The organism is Corticicoccus populi (assembly GCF_042686195.1).
In the GTDB taxonomy this organism is placed as follows: Bacteria; Bacillota; Bacilli; order Staphylococcales; family Salinicoccaceae; genus Corticicoccus; species Corticicoccus populi.
This window is the reverse complement of record NZ_JBHUOQ010000001.1, coordinates 289,149-306,285: the sequence shown is the minus strand read 5'-3', so window position 1 is coordinate 306,285 and position 17,137 is coordinate 289,149. Positions and strand designations below refer to the sequence as shown.

Sequence of the window (17,137 nt, the reverse complement as noted above, 5' to 3'; positions counted from 1 at the left end):
AAATCCCTCTATTTTTTAGAATTAACAAACGCTTTAAACGCGTCTCTGTCCATCGTATTGATGACTTGATCCTTCCTGATTAATCCTTTTTGAAGCACCGCTGTACCATACTTCATAAACTCCAGATGATCAATATGATGGGCATCCGTATTAACTGTCAGCATCAAATCTTTATGACGGATGACTTCAGCACTTAAATCAAGCCTTCTCGGATTTGCATTGACTTCAAGCACTGTATTTGTCGATTTCGCCATTTCAATCAATGCTTCCATATTTACATTATAACCGTCACGTCCACCGATTAACCTGCCGGTCGGATGTGCGATATGTCTGACATACGGATTCTCACATGCCGTCTTCAGACGGTGCATAATCTCCGCCTCAGTCTGTGAAAAACTTGAGTGAATCGCAGCAATGACATAATCGAGAGACTGAAGCGTCTCATCACTGAAATCAAGCGTCCCGTCTTTTAATATATCCATTTCTGTACCGGCGTAAATATCAATCTCCTGATACTCGGCATCAAGTTTTCTGATCTCTTCAATCTGTTTTTGAAGCCTCGCTTCATCAAGACCGTTTGCGACCGGCAGACCTTTTGAGTGATCCGTAATTACAATATATTCATAATTCTTTTTTATACACGCCTCCACCATATCTCGGATGGAAAATGCACCGTCGCTGTACACTGTGTGCATGTGAATATCACCTTTAATATCATCAAGCGTGACTATTTCACTGACATCGACTGATGTCTCCTCACCGGTTTCACGCATTGCCGGCGGAATAAAGTCCAGCTCAAAATGACGGTAGAAATCTCTCTCCGTATCAAATGTAAGCATTTTTCCGTCCTGTTCCACACCGTACTCACTGATTTTTTCACCGCGGGACTTGGCAATCTGGCGCATCTTTACATTATGTTCTTTGGAACCTGTAAAGTGATGCAGTGTTGATGCATATTCCGACGGTTTTACAAAGCGGAAGTCAACATTAATCTCATCTAAATCATGTACCACAATGACAGACAGTTTCTTTTCACCGCGGGCAACAACATCTTTTATAAATGCCTGATCCGTAAAATCCGACGTAAACTGTCCGACATCACTGACAGTCAGTATATAATCAATATCCCGGCTCGTCTCCTTCATCCGTCTTGCACTGCCGGCAACGTTATATTTCTCCACGGTTTTTGATTCGTCTAAATAACGTTCGATCAAATTCCGAAAAGACAGAACCGCCTCAATCGGATAACGCTCCGGACGGGACAGTATATCATCTATCGCACCGATGATGTTTTCTTCTGTCTTTTTGCCGAAACCAGCGAGTGCACTGACTTCATTATTCAGACACGCTTCTTTTAAACCTTCGATAGTTGTAATATCGAGTTCTTTATAAATCTTCGCAATTTTTTTCGGTCCGAGTGTCGGAATTTTAAGCATTCTGATTAAACCGGCAGGTACTGTCTCCTTCAAGGATTTCAGCACCTCCGATTCACCGGTGTTGACATACTCGACAATCACATCATTAACACCTTTCCCGATGCCCTTTATTTCTGTAAAAGAATCAATCTCATCAAGTGTCCGGCTGTCTGCTTCCAGTGCCTGTGCCGCCTTCCTGTAGGCGGATATTTTAAACGGGTTTTGAAGTGACAGCTCCATATATGTTCCGATTGTTTCTAGTAATTGTATTAAATCTTTTTTAGTCATATTTTCCTCCAAAAAAAGAGTCATATCACTATGACTCAATCTGTAACCATTCTATAAATTTATCAGATAAGATAAATGTGTGATCCATTATAAAGTCCGCAATCGATGAATCAATAACGAAATTCTGTGTAATGTCCGCCGGAATTAACGCAAGCATATATAAAACAACAATCAATACATAAATCATTTCAATAATTCCTAAAACGAGACCTAAAATATCTCCGACAATACCAAACACACTGACCTGCTGAAAATAATCAAATGCACTGACAATCAGCTGAATCACAATTTTACTCACTATGAAAATCATGAAAAATGCCGACATATCGTAATATGCATACTCTGCACTTGCGATATCCGGGAAGATTGGATTCGCTAAACTTTCAGCCGTTGAAGGATAAGGCATGATCAAATCAAGCCTTGCAGACAGTGTTTCATAATTTAATGCAGCAATAATGACTGCTGAAATTGTTCCGATTAAGTGAAGCGACTGAAGTACAAGCCCTCTTCTGTATCCGGCTACTAAACCAATAATTAATAATACTAATAATAATATTCCCATAACTATTTACCCTGCTTCTCGATTTCCTCTAAGAGGTCATCATGTTCTTGTGTTAATTTCACATATTCATCCATAACGTTGACAGCTGTGAGGACTGATTTTCTGGTTGTATCAAGGCCCGGGCTTAATTCCCCGATTTCCTTAATCTTCTCATCAACCAGGTGTGCCACATATCTGATGTGTGCCGGATCATCCTGACCGATAATGGTATATTTCTGGTCATTAATCTTCACAACAATACGGTTTTTATATTCCGTCATATTGAGCGTCACTCCCTTATTCAAACATCCGAGCATTCTTATGTTATCATTAACTCATTATACTTATTGCCAAGTGATTTCACAAGTATAGTAACTAAAAAACGTAAAGGACAGAGACTGATGAACTACGATTCCTACAATACTATCGGCAGTGATGAAGCAGGTGTCGGGGATTATTTCGGCCCCATGACTGTATGTGCTGCTTATGTCGAAAGCGACAAAATTGAACTGTTAAAAGAACTCGGTGTGAAAGACTCCAAAAACCTGGCCAACAGCACCGTCAAAAAAATTGCCGGGGACTTAATCCATACTATCCCTTATTCCCTCGTTGTACTGGATAACCCCTCTTACAATAAAAAAATGGATGAAGGCTGGAATATCGTCAAACTGAAAGCCGTCCTTCACGACCACTGTATTAAAAATGTTTATGAAAAACTGGATGATGCCGCAAAAGAAAATGTTGAAGCGGTGTTAATCGACCAGTTCACCACATTAAACGCATATAAAAAATATGTGCCAAGTGCATTTTTGAATGATAAACTCCATCAGGAAACAAAAGCAGAATCAAAATCCCTGGCAGTCGCAGCAGCGAGTATTATTGCACGTGCCAAGTATCTTGAACAGATGGAAAACTTGAACACAACACTCCGTCAGGAGGTCCCGAGAGGTGCAAGTAAGAAAGTCGATACCTTTGCTGCATCACTCGCCAAAAAACACGGCATACAGTACGTGGATCAATTGACTAAAAAACATTTTAAAACCCGTCAGAAAGTACTGGATATGCTTAAATAAATTACTGATGGCTTTTTCATACACTATAAAAATGAAAACCCGGTTCAATTCCCTAGAGCATTGAACCGGGTTTAAAATTATCCTCTTAAAGCAAAGCCTTTATCTTTCAATGCCTCAAGTACAGGCTGATGAACAGCTTCAACAGCTTCATCAGTCAGTGTTGCTTCTTTATTTAAATATGTCAGTCTGAGTGCCACTGATTTTCTGCCTGCTTCAATGTGCTCCCCTTCATAGACATCAAACGGGAATACATCCGTCAAATACTTTGGTGCCGCATCTTTCACAATTTGAACGAGTGTTCCGGCAGAAACACTGCTGTCTGCAACAAGTGCGATATCTCTTGTGACTGACGGATATCTTGAAAGCTGTTCATATTCAATACTGCCCTGCTGCACCTGAAGGAGCGCATCCAGATTGACTTCGAACACTGCAGTGCCGCCGAGGTCATTCTCTTTTGCGTATCTCGGATGAAGTTCTCCTGCAAAACCGATAAATTCACCGTCAAGCAGTATTTTTGCTGTACGGCCCGGGTGCAGTTCCGGGTAGTCTTCAAATGATTCATAACGGACACGATCAGTCAGACCGAGCTTTTCAAATACACTGTCAAGAACACCTTTTGCCGCATAAAAGTCCGCCGGCACTTTTTCCTGCAGCCAGTCTGTACGGTTCAACTCACCTGTTAAGACTCCGCCGAGCATTTCGATTTCCTCCGGCTGTGTTTCAGTTCCTTTTGAAATAAAGATACGCCCTGTTTCAAACAGTGCAATGTCTTTTCTCTGACGTGCAGTATTATAAACTGCATTGTCCACGAGGTGCGGAACAAGACTGTTTCTTAACACCGCATGATCTTCACTCATCGGCATCAACAGCGGCAGTGCATCTTTACGCTCTGTGAACTGCAGTGCCTTTTCTTTTGTTGTCAAAGCATAGTTGATTGCCTGGGACAAACCGAGTGCTTCAAGCTGTCTTCTGACAATACGTGTCTTCTTCTGGACATCTGTCAGTTTGCCCGGAGTGATTTCAGTCAGTTCCGGCAGTGATGACGGCAGTGCGTCATAACCGTATATCCGCGCGACTTCTTCATTAATATCCTCAGGAATCGTCAGGTCATCCCGTCTTGACGGCACCAGAATGTTTAATGCATCACCGTCGACTTTCGTTTTAAGACCAAGCTTCAACAGTGTCTCTTCAATATCCGCAGTGGATAAATCCATACCGAGTCGGCTGTTGATGAGTGATGTGGATGTTTCGATTAAGCTGTCTGACGTATCAAGCGCACCGTCCGCATTGTGTCCTTTTGTGACAGTACCGCCTGCATACTGTTCAAGTAAATACGCCGCACGTTCCAGTGCCGGCATTACAAACTCATGTGAAACACCTTTTTCAAAACGGTTGCTTGCTTCACTGCGCAGATTCAAGCGGTTGCTTGTTTTACGGACAGATACCGGATTAAACACTGCTGACTCGATTAACACATTGGTCGTTTTTTCAGTCACTTCAGAGAAGTTGCCGCCCATCACACCTGCGAGTGCAACGGGTTCTCTGCCGTTCGTTACAACAATATCTGTCGGCAGAAGACGGCGCTCTTTCTCATCAAGTGTAATCATTGTTTCGCCGTCTTTCGCAAAACGTGTCACAATTTCTTTAGAACCGATTTCGTCGTAATCAAACATATGAAGCGGCTGACCGTATTCAAGCAGTACATAGTTTGAAATATCTACAACATTGTTAATCGGACGGATACCCGCTTTAATCAGGCGGATCTGCATCCATGTCGGTGATGGTGCAATAGTCACATTTTTCACTGTGCGGAGTGCATAGTACGGTGCCGCATCAGTGTCTTCATTCTTGATGGATACATCAACAGTGTCATCGGACTCAGTGAAATCCTGCTCCGGACGTGTCACTTCCCCGCCGAAAAGTGCACGTGTTTCATATGCTGCACCAATCATGGACAGTGCGTCTTTTCTGTTCGGCGTCAAATCAAATTCCATCACCTGGTCATCCAGGTACACAAGCGGCAGTGCCGGCGCACCGATTTCCTGAGGCTCCTGGAAGATGAAAATACCGTCCTGGTACTCTTTAGGTACATAATCGGAATGAACGCCCAGTTCTTCAAGCGAGCAGATCATGCCCTCTGAAACTTCACCGCGCAGTTTCGCCCGTTTAATTTTGACACCGCCCGGCAGACGTCCGCCGACTTCACATACAGCAACATACGTATCCGCCTGCACATTCGGTGCACCGCAGACAATCTGTTTAACTGCCTCGCCTGTATCCACTTCACATAAATTCAATTTATCTGCATTCGGATGCTGTTTAACAGATTTCACATAGCCGACAGTCAGTTTTTTAATGCCGTCTGTATAATCGATGACATCATCCACTTCGATACCGCCGCGCGTAATTTTTTCAGACAGGACGTCAATCGGCTGATTGACATCAATATATTCCTGCAGCCATTCTTTTGATACTTTCATATTAAATGTCACCTCTGTCTTCAGTTGACTTGAACTGATTGATAAAACTTAAATTATTCGTATAGAAATGACGGATATCTTCAATACCGTATTTCAGCATTGCGATTCTGTCAGGACCCATACCGAATGCGAACCCGGAGTATTCTTCCGGATCAAAACCGGCCATTTCCAGCACATTCGGATGCACCATACCGGAACCTAATATTTCAATCCATCCGGACTGCTTACATACATTACAGCCGGCACCTTTACATTTAAAGCAGGAAATATCCACTTCAACACTCGGCTCAGTGAACGGGAAATAACTCGGACGGAGACGGATTTCCCGCTCATCCCCGAAAATTTCCTTCGCGAATAACTCAAGTGTTCCTTTTAAATCACTCATGCGGATGTTTTTATCGACCACAAGCCCTTCAATCTGCGTAAACTGATGACTGTGTGTCGCATCATCACTGTCACGTCGGTACACTTTACCCGGACAGATAATTTTCACAGGTCCTTTGCCGTCCTGTTCACCGAGTACTCTCGCCTGTACAGGCGAAGTATGTGTACGGAGGAGCATTTCTTCTGAAATATAGAAACTGTCCTGCATGTCACGTGCCGGGTGGGATTTCGGCAGATTTAATGCTTCAAAGTTATAATAGTCTGTTTCGACTTCATAACCTTCTTTAATTTCGTATCCGAGACCAACGAAGAAGTCTTCAATGTCCTCAACAATGCGACCGAGCGGGTGTGCACTGCCGATATTGAATGTACGGCCCGGAAGTGTCACATCGATTTTTTCTGTTTTCAGTTTTTCATTGAGTGCCGCATCTTCCAGCACCCGGCTTTTTTCATTAATCACGCCGTCAATGTGCGTCCGGAGCTCATTGACTTTCTGTCCGTACTCCGGACGTTCTTCTTTAGACAGGTTTCTCATTTCTTTCATGAGACCGGTCACTCTGCCCTTTTTACCTAAATAAGACACTTTTAAATCCTGTAGTGATTTCTCATTATCCACTGAAGTGATTTCAGTATCAAATGCAGTTTTAATCTCGGTCATTTGACTTGTATCCATTCTGCCACTCCTTTTTTATCAACAAATAAAAAAACGCCGCCCTTATAAAATAAGGACGGAGTTCTCCGCGGTACCACCTGTTTTCCTGCATAATGCAGACACTTAAAAAGATAAGGGATTTACCCTACTTCATCAACCAGGTGAACCTGATCCCTGTCAATGCACGATATTACAGTCGGTGTACCGTGCTCCCTGAAATGACTTTGGGAATCATTTATGTCCGGCTTCATTTGAAGCATATATTTATACTATACAAATATTATAATGGAAGTTTTATAAAAATCAAGCTTTGAAATGATGCATGATAATACTTCCTGCGACCGCAACGTTCAAACTTTCACTGAAACCGGTCATTTGTATCTTCACTTTTTGATCCACCGCATTTAAAACTGCACTGGATACACCCTGCCCCTCGTTGCCTAACACAACCATCACATGTGACTCCGGTGTACTTTCTTCCAAAAAGACCGAGCCTTCGAGACTGGTGCCGATGGTCAGACCGTCAAATGCATTGACCGCATCAACGATACTGCCGGACTGGATATTCAAATGAAATGTACTGCCCTGTGCACTCCGGAGCACTTTATCACTGAACGGATCTGTTGTGTCTTCCGACAAAATCAATCGGCTGAAACCAAACGCATCCGCAGTCCGGATGAGAGTGCCGAGGTTGCCGGGATCCTGTATGCCGTCAAGCGCAAGCACACGGTTCCCGTTATCATTCGCAGGAATGTAACTCACCACTGCAAGCATTCCGGGCGGTGTTTCAAGACTCGACAACACTTTCATCACACTGTCTGAGACATACATGCATTCGAACGTTTCAACATCGAACGACGGTACTGCCGATTCAGTTAATACAATGAGGTGAATCTCCTGCTTAAACCGCACCGCTTCCTCGATTAAATGTTCGCCTTCAATTAAAAACTGTCCCGTCTTCTTACGGTATTTCCGCTGGTGCAGCTTCCGCAGTTCTTTTACTTTCCTGTTGTCTTTTGAAGAGATGATTTCTTTATTTACCAAATGATTTCGTCCACCTTGTGATTATCGAGAGATTTTACGACTTCAGTAATCAGTTTCACTGCATTGTTGTAGTCGTCCTTATGCAGAATAGAAACATTGGAATGCATGTATCTGAGCGGCACGCCGATATTCACTGAAGGAACCCCCTGATGTGCACCGTGGAAGCCGCCGGAATCCGTACCGCCGCCTGTGATTGTCTGAAGCTGTACCGGAATTCCTTTTTCGTCTGCGACCTTTTGGATATGACGACGGAAGCCGACATGACCGATGTTTGAAGCATCCATTAACACGAGAAGCGGGCCGTCTCCGAGTTTTCCTTTACCGTCATTCGCGGACATTCCCGGTGTATCCCAGGCAATACCGACATCAACAGAAATCGCAAGATCCGGATGCACTGTATATGCAGATGTCTTCGCTCCGCGGAGACCGACTTCTTCCTGTACAGTTGCGCCGCTGACAACATTAATATTCACATCTTCACCTTTAAGGTTTTGAAGCACTTCCACTGCGACACCGCAGCCCATACGGTTGTCCCATGCTTTTGCCAGCAGATAGTTTTTATTCGCCATCTCTGTAAATTCAGAATGCGGTGTGACCTGATCTCCGAGTTTTACACCCGCTTCTTCCGCTTCCTCTTTTGAAGAAACACCGATATCGATAAACATATCTTTAATATCCACTGCCTTATTTCTTTCATCCGGCTTTAAAATATGCGGCGGTTTTGAACCGATAACACCGGTTAAGATGCCGTTATCTGTAATGACATTCATGCGCTGTGACAGCATAACCTGACTCCACCAGCCGCCGACTGTCGTAAACTTTAAAAAGCCGTTGTCATCAATATCTGTAATCATAAAGCCGATTTCATCCAGGTGACCGCCGATTAAAATCGTCTTGTCTCCCGTCTTTGCCTTACGTTTCCCATATACACTGCCGAGATTATCCTGCACAATTTCATCACTGACAGGTGTTAAGTATTCTTTCATCACTTTTTTTACATTGTATTCAAAACCTGAAATGCCGTGTGTATCTGTTAATGTTTTCATCAATTCAAGCTGCTTATCCATAATAATCTCCTTTGTTGAATCATTTTCAATACTATTCTACCACAAAGTATTTCCGAATCCGTAATGAATCCCTCCATATAATACACTCAAAAATATTTATATCACAAAAGCCAAAACTATATAAAAGATTAATTATTTAATGATAAACATTAAAAAGTTATTGTTTTATTTAAAATAACGTGTTATAGTTAATTCAAGAAAAAACATTAAGGAGCTGTATACCATGACAGATAACATTGTTGTACACAAACGTTTTAAGACCTTTATTTCTGTGCTTTACGTTATTTCCTACATCTTTCTCGGCATATTCGCATTTATGACACTTTGTGTAGTCGGAGGAAGTATCGCAATACCATTCCTGCCGCTCGATCAAATCAGTAACTGGCTGCAGACAGCGCCGATTGAAACTACCTATCAAGGTACCGGCCTCAGCGTTCAAATTACTGATGAGTTAATTGAAACTGTATCCATCACGCGCTCATCATTATTTCTTTTAGCGGGATCAACATTATTAGTGGCATTAAATTTCACTGCCATTACCTACTTTGTGAACCGTTGGTTAAAAAATATGAAAAGTGCAGATATTTTTACTGAACAAAACAGTAAAATGATTGAGTACGTAGCGTATGCTTTTGTTACACTTGCTTTCATTCAAGGATTGGTTGGACTCGCATTCCAGCACTTCATCTACGAAAGTCTGGTAGTGACGAATGCGGTAGAAGAAATCTATTCCTTTATACAAGGCGGCGGCTATGACTACAGTTTCAGCCTTGTCACTCTATTCAGCGGTGTATTTATCTGGATTATCGCCAAAGTGTTTAAATACGGCGCTTTCCTGCAGGATGAATACGACCAGACAGTTTAAGGAGGGGATTATCAATGATTATTATCAGACTTGACCGGATGCTCGCAGACAGAAAAATGCCCCTCGGCAAACTCGCGGAGGAGATCGGAATTTCAAATGTGAACTTATCCAATTTAAAAACCGGTAAGGTGAAGGCCGTCCGTTTCTCTACACTGGATGCTATATGTAAAGCACTCGACTGCCAACCCGGGGATATACTGGAGTATGTTGAAGAAGATGAAAACGAAGAATAGAACATTGATCAGATAGAAAAGTACCGTTAGGCAGAGCTGCTTAACGGTACTTTTCTGATTATATTTAATAACTAGGTGAAGGTGCTGCGTTCTTAATTCTCTGCATAGATATAATGCTTGATGTCAAGCACATCTATAATTTTATAAATATCTTTAACCAGCACAACCATTGTACGGTCCGGTCTCCCCGGTGCAAATACGAGTTTTTCTTCAGAAAGTAATTCTTCATCTATAATCAACGGGACATCTTTACTGTAGCCGAACGGTGACACGGCACCGGGTTTTTGTCCGGTCTGTGCCTCCATATCTTCCGGTGATACAACAGACAGCTTCTTACCGACCACACTTTTCAGCTTTTTAAAATCAGTCCGTTTGGTCGTGTATGTTAAAAAGATATAGTTCACATTATCTTTTCCTTTTAGATAAAGACTTTTGGTCTCTGTACCGGAAAAGCCCTGTTCTTCTTTCATCACTACCGCATCTTCATTCGTATAGATTGCTTTATGCTCATATAATTCAAAATAAATATCCGTTTCACTAAATGTTTTCTCTAAATCCAGTATCATAAAGTTCCCTGCCTTTAACTTATTATGTTATTTTATTTCCTCAGTCGGTTCTATTGTTCTTAAATATTCTGATACTTTCTCCAAACCGTCCTTCAACACCTGTGTCCCGCATGCATAACCGATTCTGAATGTCCCTTCAAGATCAAATGCACTCCCAGGTGCAAGAAATGCCCCGTTCAAATCATACAATCCTTTACAGAAATCAACTGAACTTAAATCATAATCAAAATGTACGACTGCGGTTGTTCCCGCTTCAGGTTTTACATAATGTATTTTCGGTTCACGTTCTATCCATTGATCAAGAATATTTAAATTATCATGAATAATTTTCAAATTACGTTCCATGATTAAATCATAATGTTTTAACGCATGGACCGCCAGAATGTCATCCATCATCCCGCAGCTGATAGTGGTATAATCTCTGTGTTTAATACACTCTTTAATCACCGCTTCATTGGCAGCAATCCACCCCAGCCTGAGTCCGGCGAGTGACAGTACTTTTGACATACTGCTCGTACTGATGCCTTTATCATACAAATCTACAATTGACGGGACATCACGCTCCGTATTCTGAAGTAAATTACGATACACTTCATCACACAGAATATAGGCATCTACAGACTCTGCCACCGCAACAATCTTTTTCAGATAATCCCGGTCCATCACTGCGCCGGAAGGGTTATTGGGATTATTAATAATGATTAATTTTGTCTTGTTACTGACCATATTTTCCAATTCTTTAATATCCGGCAGATAATGATTTTCAGGGCGCAGATAGAGCTTTTTGACAGTGGCACCGAACGACTCAGGTACATCATAAAGCTGCTGATACGTTGGGTGGACACTCACTACTTCATCCCCTGCTTCAATTAAAGAATAAAGTACAAGAAAATTCGCACCGATTGCACCGTTCATTGCCAGTACATTGTCAGGTGTCTGGTTTTCATACAATCCAGACACCAGTGTTTTAAACTCCTCTGACCCTTCAATATGTCCGTATGTTAGTTTATAATCGGCTAAGTTTTGAAAAAATGTATCATATGAACTTCCGCCGAGTTCTACGAGTTCACGCAGTGTCAGTGAATCGACACATGTTTCTGCCAGATTATATACTGCGTCATCCTCATATTCATTCATCCATTCCTCAATCTTAAAATGATTAATCTTCATTATTCATCCGCTCCCTTTCAATAGTCCCTCACAATTTCTATAAATAATTTCACAGCTTCACCAAACACCGATTCATCCACTTCAAATTTAGAATGATGGTGCGGGAACCGGCTTGACGGACCGCCCATGCCGACAAATATAAACGCTCCTGGTTTTTCAAGCAGGTAATGGGAAAAATCTTCCGCAATCATTTCAAGCGGCATCTGTACAAATGTATCCGCCTCAAATTCACGTTTCACAATTTTTTCTACTCTGTTACTTTCCTCATAATGATTAATTAACGGCGGCGTCCCTTTAATATAATTCAGTGTACCTGTCGCATTAAACGTGCGGCATATTCCGTCCACTATTTCTCCAATCCGCTGTTCAACAAAATCGACCACATCTGTTGAAAACCCGCGGACCGTTCCTTTCATAACAGCAGAACTCGGAATACTGTTAAATGTACTCCCTGCCTGAATACTTCCGATTGAAATCACTTTAGTTTCTGCCGGGCTGGTTTCTCTGCTTACAATAGTCTGCAGCCCCTGAATAATATGAGAACAAATATAGGTTGGGTCTATCGTTCTATGCGGCAGTGCTGCATGACCGCCCGCACCCTCCACAGTAATCATAAAATCATCAGATGATCCCATCATCGCACCGTGGGACAGACCGATTTTCCCTTTCTCAAGCCTCTGCCATAAGTGAATACCGTACACCGCATCGACATCATCCAGCACACCTTTATCGACTAAATCTTTTGCACCACTAGGTTCAATTTCTTCCGACGGCTGAAAAATTAACTTCACATTCGGTTCGACAGCGTTTTCCGACAACCAGCGGGCCACAGTTAATAAAACTGCAACATGACCGTCATGACCGCATGCATGAGAAATGCCGTCAATTTTAGAAGCATACGGTTTACCGCTGTCTTCATGGATAGTCAATGCATCCATATCCGCACGGAGCGCGATGGTTTTATTCCCTTTTGTTCCTCTAACATATCCCACAACTCTAGGCATTTCATAATTAAGGGTTTCAATATTCAATTGGTCCAACCGGTTTTTGATATATCCTGCGGTATTAAATTCCTGCCAGGATATTTCGGGATGTTCGTGTAAGTATCTATAATCTGTGACTGCTGAATCCATTAGTTGTTGTGTGAGTATTTGACTCATTTCTCTCTCCTTTATCTGTTTGACATCATGATTCTCATTTAGTATTTCGTCATCAGTTCCGTTAATATCTCACCGTCTATATTGCCGCCTGAAAGTACAAGCGCCACATTTTTACCGCCGATTCTTTCTTTGTAATCTGTGACTGCTGCGACAGTCACAGCGCTCCCTGCTTCAACAATATACTTTTCTTCTTTTGCCATAAAACTGACAGCTCTGCCGATTGATTCTTCCGATACCTCAATGAAATCATCCACATAATCCTTCGCCATTTCATAACTCAGCTTTCCGATACCGCCGACCAGTGCATCACATAACGTCGGTCCACTTGGATACTCTTCATAAAATACATTATCTTCATATGCCTTAATCATCGCAGGGCACGCTTCCGTCTGAACACCTATGATTCGTATATCCGGTTTAATCGTTTTCGCCGCAACCGCAATCCCGGTAATCAGTCCGCCGCCGCCAATTGGCACCACGATTGTATCAATATCTTTATTCTCTTCCAGAATTTCAATTGCGATGGTCCCTTGACCGCCGTAGATTGCCGAGTCGTCATAAAAAGCATCTATAAAAGTCAGCTCATTTTCTTCAATAAATGCCATCCCCTCTTTATGGGCTTCATCATAATTATCCCCGAGTAATACAGCCTCACCGCCAAAGTATTCAATTTTGTCCACCTTACTTTTCGGAGCAGTTTTCGGCACAACAATTTTCACATTTTCAATGCCGAGTAATGATGCCGCATAACTGACAGAACTGCCGTGATTCCCCGAGGAAATCGTTGCGACACCTAAACGTTTCTCTTCTTCAGTTAATGTCATCATCTTATTTAAAGCACCGCGTATTTTAAAACTTTTCACTCTTTGAAAAGACTCCAGCTTAAAGAAATATTTTTGATTGTCATCTTCCAGATAAAAAGATTCCTCAAGCGGCGTTTTAACAATATAATTTTTAATTCTTTCATAAGCTTCCTTAACATCTTTACTGCTGAAACTCATATACATCTCTCCCTTTTAAATTTCTGATACAGTACCTAAATTTTTCTCTGCTGCACTTTTCAGTGCGAGATTTGCTGTAAAAATATCCAGTAATGCCATGCCGGTCGCATCGAACACCGTGATGTCTTCATCATTATTTCTACCTTCGATCTTACCCAGAATTAAGTCACCGATTTCCCCTGTAATATCCGTCTCTTTAATCACACCTTCATTAAGTGGGATTTCTATTTCTCCAACTTCCATACAGTGTTTCAGGTCATCAACAATAATTTTGGCATCAGTTAAAATTTTAGAATCAATTTCCTGTTTTCCTTCCATGTCTGCACCAATACACGAAAAATGCGTCCCTTTTTTCACCCATTCATGTTTAATCACCGGTGTCCTCGAAGACGTAATGGTGATGATGATATCACTATCTTTGACAGCATCCTCTAACGCGTCCACAGCTTCAAATTCAACGTTCTCAGAATCGATATTAAACGTATCTTTCAGCTTTTCAGAAACTCCCTCTATAAATGTATGTACTTTCTTCTGGTTTCTTGCAGCCACTCTGATCTTTTTAATACCCGGACGCGCTGTTAATACTGCTGCAACCTGAAATAAAGCCTGATTTCCGGCACCTAGAAGCAATACATTTTCTGCGTCTTTTGCTGCTAAATATTTAACACCTGTAGCTGCCGCAGCACCTGTACGGATACCTGTGATAAATGATGCATCTGTCAGACCGAGAGGCTCGCCGGTCACAGCGTTAAAAACTACAATTACTCCCATCAATGTCGGGATTCCTCTTTCTTCATTATCACCAAACCAGGTCACAGTTTTATGACCGAATAATTTCTCACTTTTTAAGAAACCGGATTTAATATCCATGTCCGCTCTGCCTTTTTCAAAATCATAAAATACAGTCGGCCACGCCTCTGCGCCTCCACTACTTTTGGCTTTATAAACCGTCTCCACCACTTCAATAACCTGTTTCATATCCAACGTCTGCCGCACTTCCGCCTCACTTAATACTCTGAACTCACCCAATAACAGTCCTCCTTGAAAAATGTGATTAAAAAAGAGCACTGATTCTCACCCCTCCTGCATTATGCAGGCCCTAACGGGAATGAGAGTCAATGCTCTTAAATGTTCCTGCCCGGGGGCAGAAACTGCATCACAATATTTATTTGAATATATATTAGCATATACTTTTATTATATGCAATTAAAAATCACATAATACCTTTAAATAAATCATTATAAGTACATTAAATGAATAAAATATGCATAAAACTTTAATGGAATACTTTGATTTAAAGAACGAATACCTTCTTCCAACAAAAGGATAAAAATACAAATAATGTTTGCTTTTACTCCAATAATAGAAGATGATTATAAAAATGACTGCCGTATAATACGCCGTAAATATCAAAGGAGATGCTGACATGAGATTAGGATTGATACTGTCGATTACTCTAATTAGTTATCTTATTGCACTGTTTATACGTGATGATTTCTGGGATTTCACAAGTATTTATCTTATTACAACAGCCGCTGTCCTGACTGCCGCCTATTTCAAGCATAGATCCGACAAAAGAAAAACTAATTGATTCTATTTATATTTAATTTCACAATATTAATAAGGAGGTTTTATCATGCGCTGGCCGCTTATCACTTCATTTATCGTTTATATCATTCTCCTATTAGTACGTGATGATTATCTGAACCTGACAGTCAGTTTTCTAATCGTTATTTCCACTCTTCTGCTTAGTTATTACATTAAATATAGATTTTTTCAAAAGTCAGAAAATCATAAATGAAATAAAGACATTCAAGCATTATTTATTTTCAATTTCAATCCCTAAATTTTTCAGGACAGAAAAATATTCTGGAAATGTCTTTGATACACAACCCGGGTCATTCAACTTGACGCCGGGTATCTTTGTGCCGATCAATGCGAGAGACATCGCCACCCTGTGATCATCATAAGTGTCAAGTGCTGAAGGTGAGGGTCTGCCGGGATATATTTTAAATCCGTCATCAAACACTTGAACGTTAATCCCTATTTTCTTCATTGACAGACAAATAACTTTAAGACGATCTGATTCATGATGACGGATATGACCAACATTTTTCACTATTACTGGGCCGTCTGAAAAAATTGCAGTTACTGCGAGTGTCAGTGCCTGATCAGACATTTCCTTTAAAGACACTTCAAATCCGCCTTTTAACTGCGCAGGTCCTCTCAGTTCAATATAATCGTCCGCTTTAATCACGATACACCCCATCTCCTCAAAAATCTCCAGCATACCGATGTCGGGCTGTTTAGTTCTCCAATCAATGTTATTTATTTTTATCCTTCCACCTGTCACAGCTGCAAGCGCCATAAAATAACACGCTGCGGAAATATCCGCCTCAATTTTGATATCATTGGCGGAATAAGCAGAAGGTATGACTTTCATCCACTCAAGATTGTCATCAAATTCCACAACTGCACCAAATTCCTTCATCAATTCAAGTGTCATCTTCACATAATTTTTCTGTACAATACCGCCGTCTGTTCTAATGATTAAAGGTGATTTAAAGCGCGGTGCTGCCATCAATAAGCCGCTGATAAATTGACTGGAAACATCTCCGGACATCTTCACCTCACCGCCTGATAAATGTTTGCCTTTGATTAAAATGGGATAATGATTTTCCTTCTCAAGATATTGTATATCCGCACCGAGTTCATATAACGTTTGAATCAATGGTCCGATTGGACGTTTTTTCATATTATCACTAGCAGTCAGTTTCCACTCACCCTTCCCGGCTGCTGCCAAAAAGCCTGGTAAAAATCTTGCTGCTGTTCCTGCGGATCCAACATAAATCTCACCATTATTGAAGTTTGTACTTCCACCGGCTACCTCTGCATCATTCCCTTTTATTTTTATGCTTACTCCCAGACTTTTTAATGACTCAACGCACCAATAGGAGTCATCACTCTTTAATATTCCTTTGAGATTTGATGTCCCTTCCGCCATTGCACCGAGAATCAGTGCACGGTTGGTTAAACTCTTACTTCCGGGAACGGATATTTCTCCGTCCAGCGGTCTGTGTGACGGAGAAACTATCAAAGACTTTATATTTTGTAAGTTCCCCCAGCCGCTTTCTACGTTTCCTTTAAAATATTTGTTTTCCTTCATAGCGAATCCTCCTGAACAAATGATTTAACTTC

17 protein-coding genes are annotated in these 17,137 nt (G+C 41.4%); 4 read left to right on the top strand and 13 right to left on the bottom strand.

Going from position 1 to position 17,137, the window contains the following annotated elements:
* Nucleotides 1-8: 8 nt before the first annotated feature.
* From polX to zapA, 3 genes are read right to left on the bottom strand one after another with little or no spacing between them, the layout of a single operon-like run.
* Complete coding sequence (polX, locus tag ACFSX4_RS01670) at nt 9-1,703, bottom strand: DNA polymerase/3'-5' exonuclease PolX (protein WP_377770904.1); 1,695 nt, start codon at nt 1,701-1,703, stop codon at nt 9-11.
* A gap of 28 nt (nt 1,704-1,731) precedes the next feature.
* Nucleotides 1,732-2,265: a CvpA family protein gene (locus tag ACFSX4_RS01665; protein ID WP_377770902.1), complete on the bottom strand. Its 534-nt coding sequence runs from the start codon at nt 2,263-2,265 to the stop codon at nt 1,732-1,734.
* 2 nt (nt 2,266-2,267) lie between these two features.
* Nucleotides 2,268-2,525 (bottom strand): cell division protein ZapA, encoded by a 258-nt coding sequence (zapA, locus tag ACFSX4_RS01660; protein WP_377770900.1) that lies wholly within the window; start codon nt 2,523-2,525, stop codon nt 2,268-2,270.
* 120 nt (nt 2,526-2,645) lie between these two features.
* On the opposite strand from zapA, the gene rnhC reads away from it, so the two are divergent.
* A complete protein-coding gene (gene rnhC / locus ACFSX4_RS01655; protein WP_377770898.1) occupies nt 2,646-3,317 on the top strand; it encodes a ribonuclease HIII in 672 nt (223 codons plus the stop codon).
* A 77-nt stretch (nt 3,318-3,394) separates the two neighbouring features.
* On the opposite strand, the gene pheT is transcribed toward rnhC, so the two are convergent.
* The 4 genes from pheT to ACFSX4_RS01635 form a co-directional block, all read right to left on the bottom strand.
* The gene (gene pheT / locus ACFSX4_RS01650) at nt 3,395-5,797 is read right to left on the bottom strand and encodes a phenylalanine--tRNA ligase subunit beta (RefSeq protein ID WP_377770896.1); all 2,403 of its coding nucleotides are present in this window, start codon (nt 5,795-5,797) and stop codon (nt 3,395-3,397) included.
* A gap of 1 nt (nt 5,798) precedes the next feature.
* Nucleotides 5,799-6,839 carry a phenylalanine--tRNA ligase subunit alpha gene (pheS, locus tag ACFSX4_RS01645; protein ID WP_377773413.1) on the bottom strand — a complete coding sequence of 347 codons (1,041 nt, stop codon included), beginning with the start codon at nt 6,837-6,839 and terminating at the stop codon, nt 5,799-5,801.
* Between the two features lie 297 nt (nt 6,840-7,136).
* A complete protein-coding gene (locus tag ACFSX4_RS01640; protein ID WP_377770894.1) occupies nt 7,137-7,877 on the bottom strand; it encodes a TrmH family RNA methyltransferase in 741 nt (246 codons plus the stop codon).
* On the bottom strand, nt 7,871-8,944 hold the full coding sequence (locus tag ACFSX4_RS01635; RefSeq protein WP_377770892.1) for a M42 family metallopeptidase: 1,074 nt from the start codon (nt 8,942-8,944) through the stop codon (nt 7,871-7,873). Before ACFSX4_RS01635 ends, ACFSX4_RS01640 begins: the two co-directional genes overlap by 7 nt.
* Before the next feature lie 223 nt (nt 8,945-9,167).
* On the opposite strand from ACFSX4_RS01635, the gene ACFSX4_RS01630 reads away from it, so the two are divergent.
* Nucleotides 9,168-9,809 (top strand): DUF2975 domain-containing protein, encoded by a 642-nt coding sequence (locus ACFSX4_RS01630; protein ID WP_377770890.1) that lies wholly within the window; start codon nt 9,168-9,170, stop codon nt 9,807-9,809.
* Nucleotides 9,810-9,823: 14 nt separating this feature from the next.
* Nucleotides 9,824-10,042 carry a helix-turn-helix domain-containing protein gene (locus ACFSX4_RS01625; protein WP_377770888.1) on the top strand — a complete coding sequence of 73 codons (219 nt, stop codon included), beginning with the start codon at nt 9,824-9,826 and terminating at the stop codon, nt 10,040-10,042.
* A 92-nt stretch (nt 10,043-10,134) separates the two neighbouring features.
* Here ACFSX4_RS01625 and ACFSX4_RS01620 read toward each other — a convergent pair whose 3' ends face one another.
* Genes ACFSX4_RS01620 through ACFSX4_RS01600 form a run of 5 tightly spaced genes read right to left on the bottom strand, consistent with a single transcriptional unit; the run spans nt 10,135 to nt 14,968 of the window.
* Entirely contained in the window at nt 10,135-10,608 is a 474-nt protein-coding gene (locus ACFSX4_RS01620) for a YbaK/EbsC family protein (RefSeq protein ID WP_377770886.1), read from the bottom strand.
* A gap of 27 nt (nt 10,609-10,635) precedes the next feature.
* Nucleotides 10,636-11,778 carry an aminotransferase gene (locus tag ACFSX4_RS01615; protein ID WP_377770884.1) on the bottom strand — a complete coding sequence of 381 codons (1,143 nt, stop codon included), beginning with the start codon at nt 11,776-11,778 and terminating at the stop codon, nt 10,636-10,638.
* 17 nt (nt 11,779-11,795) lie between these two features.
* Nucleotides 11,796-12,938, bottom strand: coding sequence for a M20 metallopeptidase family protein (locus ACFSX4_RS01610; protein ID WP_377770882.1), 1,143 nt, complete (start codon nt 12,936-12,938; stop codon nt 11,796-11,798).
* A 38-nt stretch (nt 12,939-12,976) separates the two neighbouring features.
* Nucleotides 12,977-13,939 (bottom strand): threonine ammonia-lyase, encoded by a 963-nt coding sequence (locus tag ACFSX4_RS01605; protein ID WP_377770880.1) that lies wholly within the window; start codon nt 13,937-13,939, stop codon nt 12,977-12,979.
* Between the two features lie 15 nt (nt 13,940-13,954).
* On the bottom strand, nt 13,955-14,968 hold the full coding sequence (locus ACFSX4_RS01600) for an ornithine cyclodeaminase family protein (protein WP_377770878.1): 1,014 nt from the start codon (nt 14,966-14,968) through the stop codon (nt 13,955-13,957).
* A gap of 397 nt (nt 14,969-15,365) precedes the next feature.
* On the opposite strand from ACFSX4_RS01600, the gene ACFSX4_RS01595 reads away from it, so the two are divergent.
* The gene (locus ACFSX4_RS01595) at nt 15,366-15,530 is read left to right on the top strand and encodes a hypothetical protein (RefSeq protein WP_377770876.1); all 165 of its coding nucleotides are present in this window, start codon (nt 15,366-15,368) and stop codon (nt 15,528-15,530) included.
* A gap of 228 nt (nt 15,531-15,758) precedes the next feature.
* Here ACFSX4_RS01595 and aroA read toward each other — a convergent pair whose 3' ends face one another.
* A complete protein-coding gene (gene aroA, locus ACFSX4_RS01590) occupies nt 15,759-17,105 on the bottom strand; it encodes a 3-phosphoshikimate 1-carboxyvinyltransferase (RefSeq protein WP_377770874.1) in 1,347 nt (448 codons plus the stop codon).
* Nucleotides 17,106-17,137: the final 32 nt, after the last annotated feature.

Bases quoted from the DNA above. Each gene is read 5' to 3' on its own strand.
- polX (WP_377770904.1), bottom strand. From the start codon at position 1,703: ATGACTAAAAAAGATTTAATACAATTACTAGAAACAATCGGAACATAT.
- ACFSX4_RS01665 (WP_377770902.1), bottom strand. From the start codon at position 2,265: ATGGGAATATTATTATTAGTATTATTAATTATTGGTTTAGTAGCCGGA.
- zapA (WP_377770900.1), bottom strand. From the start codon at position 2,525: ATGACGGAATATAAAAACCGTATTGTTGTGAAGATTAATGACCAGAAA.
- rnhC (WP_377770898.1), top strand. From the start codon at position 2,646: ATGAACTACGATTCCTACAATACTATCGGCAGTGATGAAGCAGGTGTC.
- pheT (WP_377770896.1), bottom strand. From the start codon at position 5,797: ATGAAAGTATCAAAAGAATGGCTGCAGGAATATATTGATGTCAATCAG.
- pheS (WP_377773413.1), bottom strand. From the start codon at position 6,839: ATGACCGAGATTAAAACTGCATTTGATACTGAAATCACTTCAGTGGAT.
- ACFSX4_RS01635 (WP_377770892.1), bottom strand. From the start codon at position 8,944: ATGGATAAGCAGCTTGAATTGATGAAAACATTAACAGATACACACGGC.
- ACFSX4_RS01630 (WP_377770890.1), top strand. From the start codon at position 9,168: ATGACAGATAACATTGTTGTACACAAACGTTTTAAGACCTTTATTTCT.
- ACFSX4_RS01625 (WP_377770888.1), top strand. From the start codon at position 9,824: ATGATTATTATCAGACTTGACCGGATGCTCGCAGACAGAAAAATGCCC.
- ACFSX4_RS01620 (WP_377770886.1), bottom strand. From the start codon at position 10,608: ATGATACTGGATTTAGAGAAAACATTTAGTGAAACGGATATTTATTTT.
- ACFSX4_RS01615 (WP_377770884.1), bottom strand. From the start codon at position 11,778: ATGAAGATTAATCATTTTAAGATTGAGGAATGGATGAATGAATATGAG.
- ACFSX4_RS01610 (WP_377770882.1), bottom strand. From the start codon at position 12,938: ATGAGTCAAATACTCACACAACAACTAATGGATTCAGCAGTCACAGAT.
- ACFSX4_RS01605 (WP_377770880.1), bottom strand. From the start codon at position 13,939: ATGAGTTTCAGCAGTAAAGATGTTAAGGAAGCTTATGAAAGAATTAAA.
- ACFSX4_RS01595 (WP_377770876.1), top strand. From the start codon at position 15,366: ATGAGATTAGGATTGATACTGTCGATTACTCTAATTAGTTATCTTATT.
- aroA (WP_377770874.1), bottom strand. From the start codon at position 17,105: ATGAAGGAAAACAAATATTTTAAAGGAAACGTAGAAAGCGGCTGGGGG.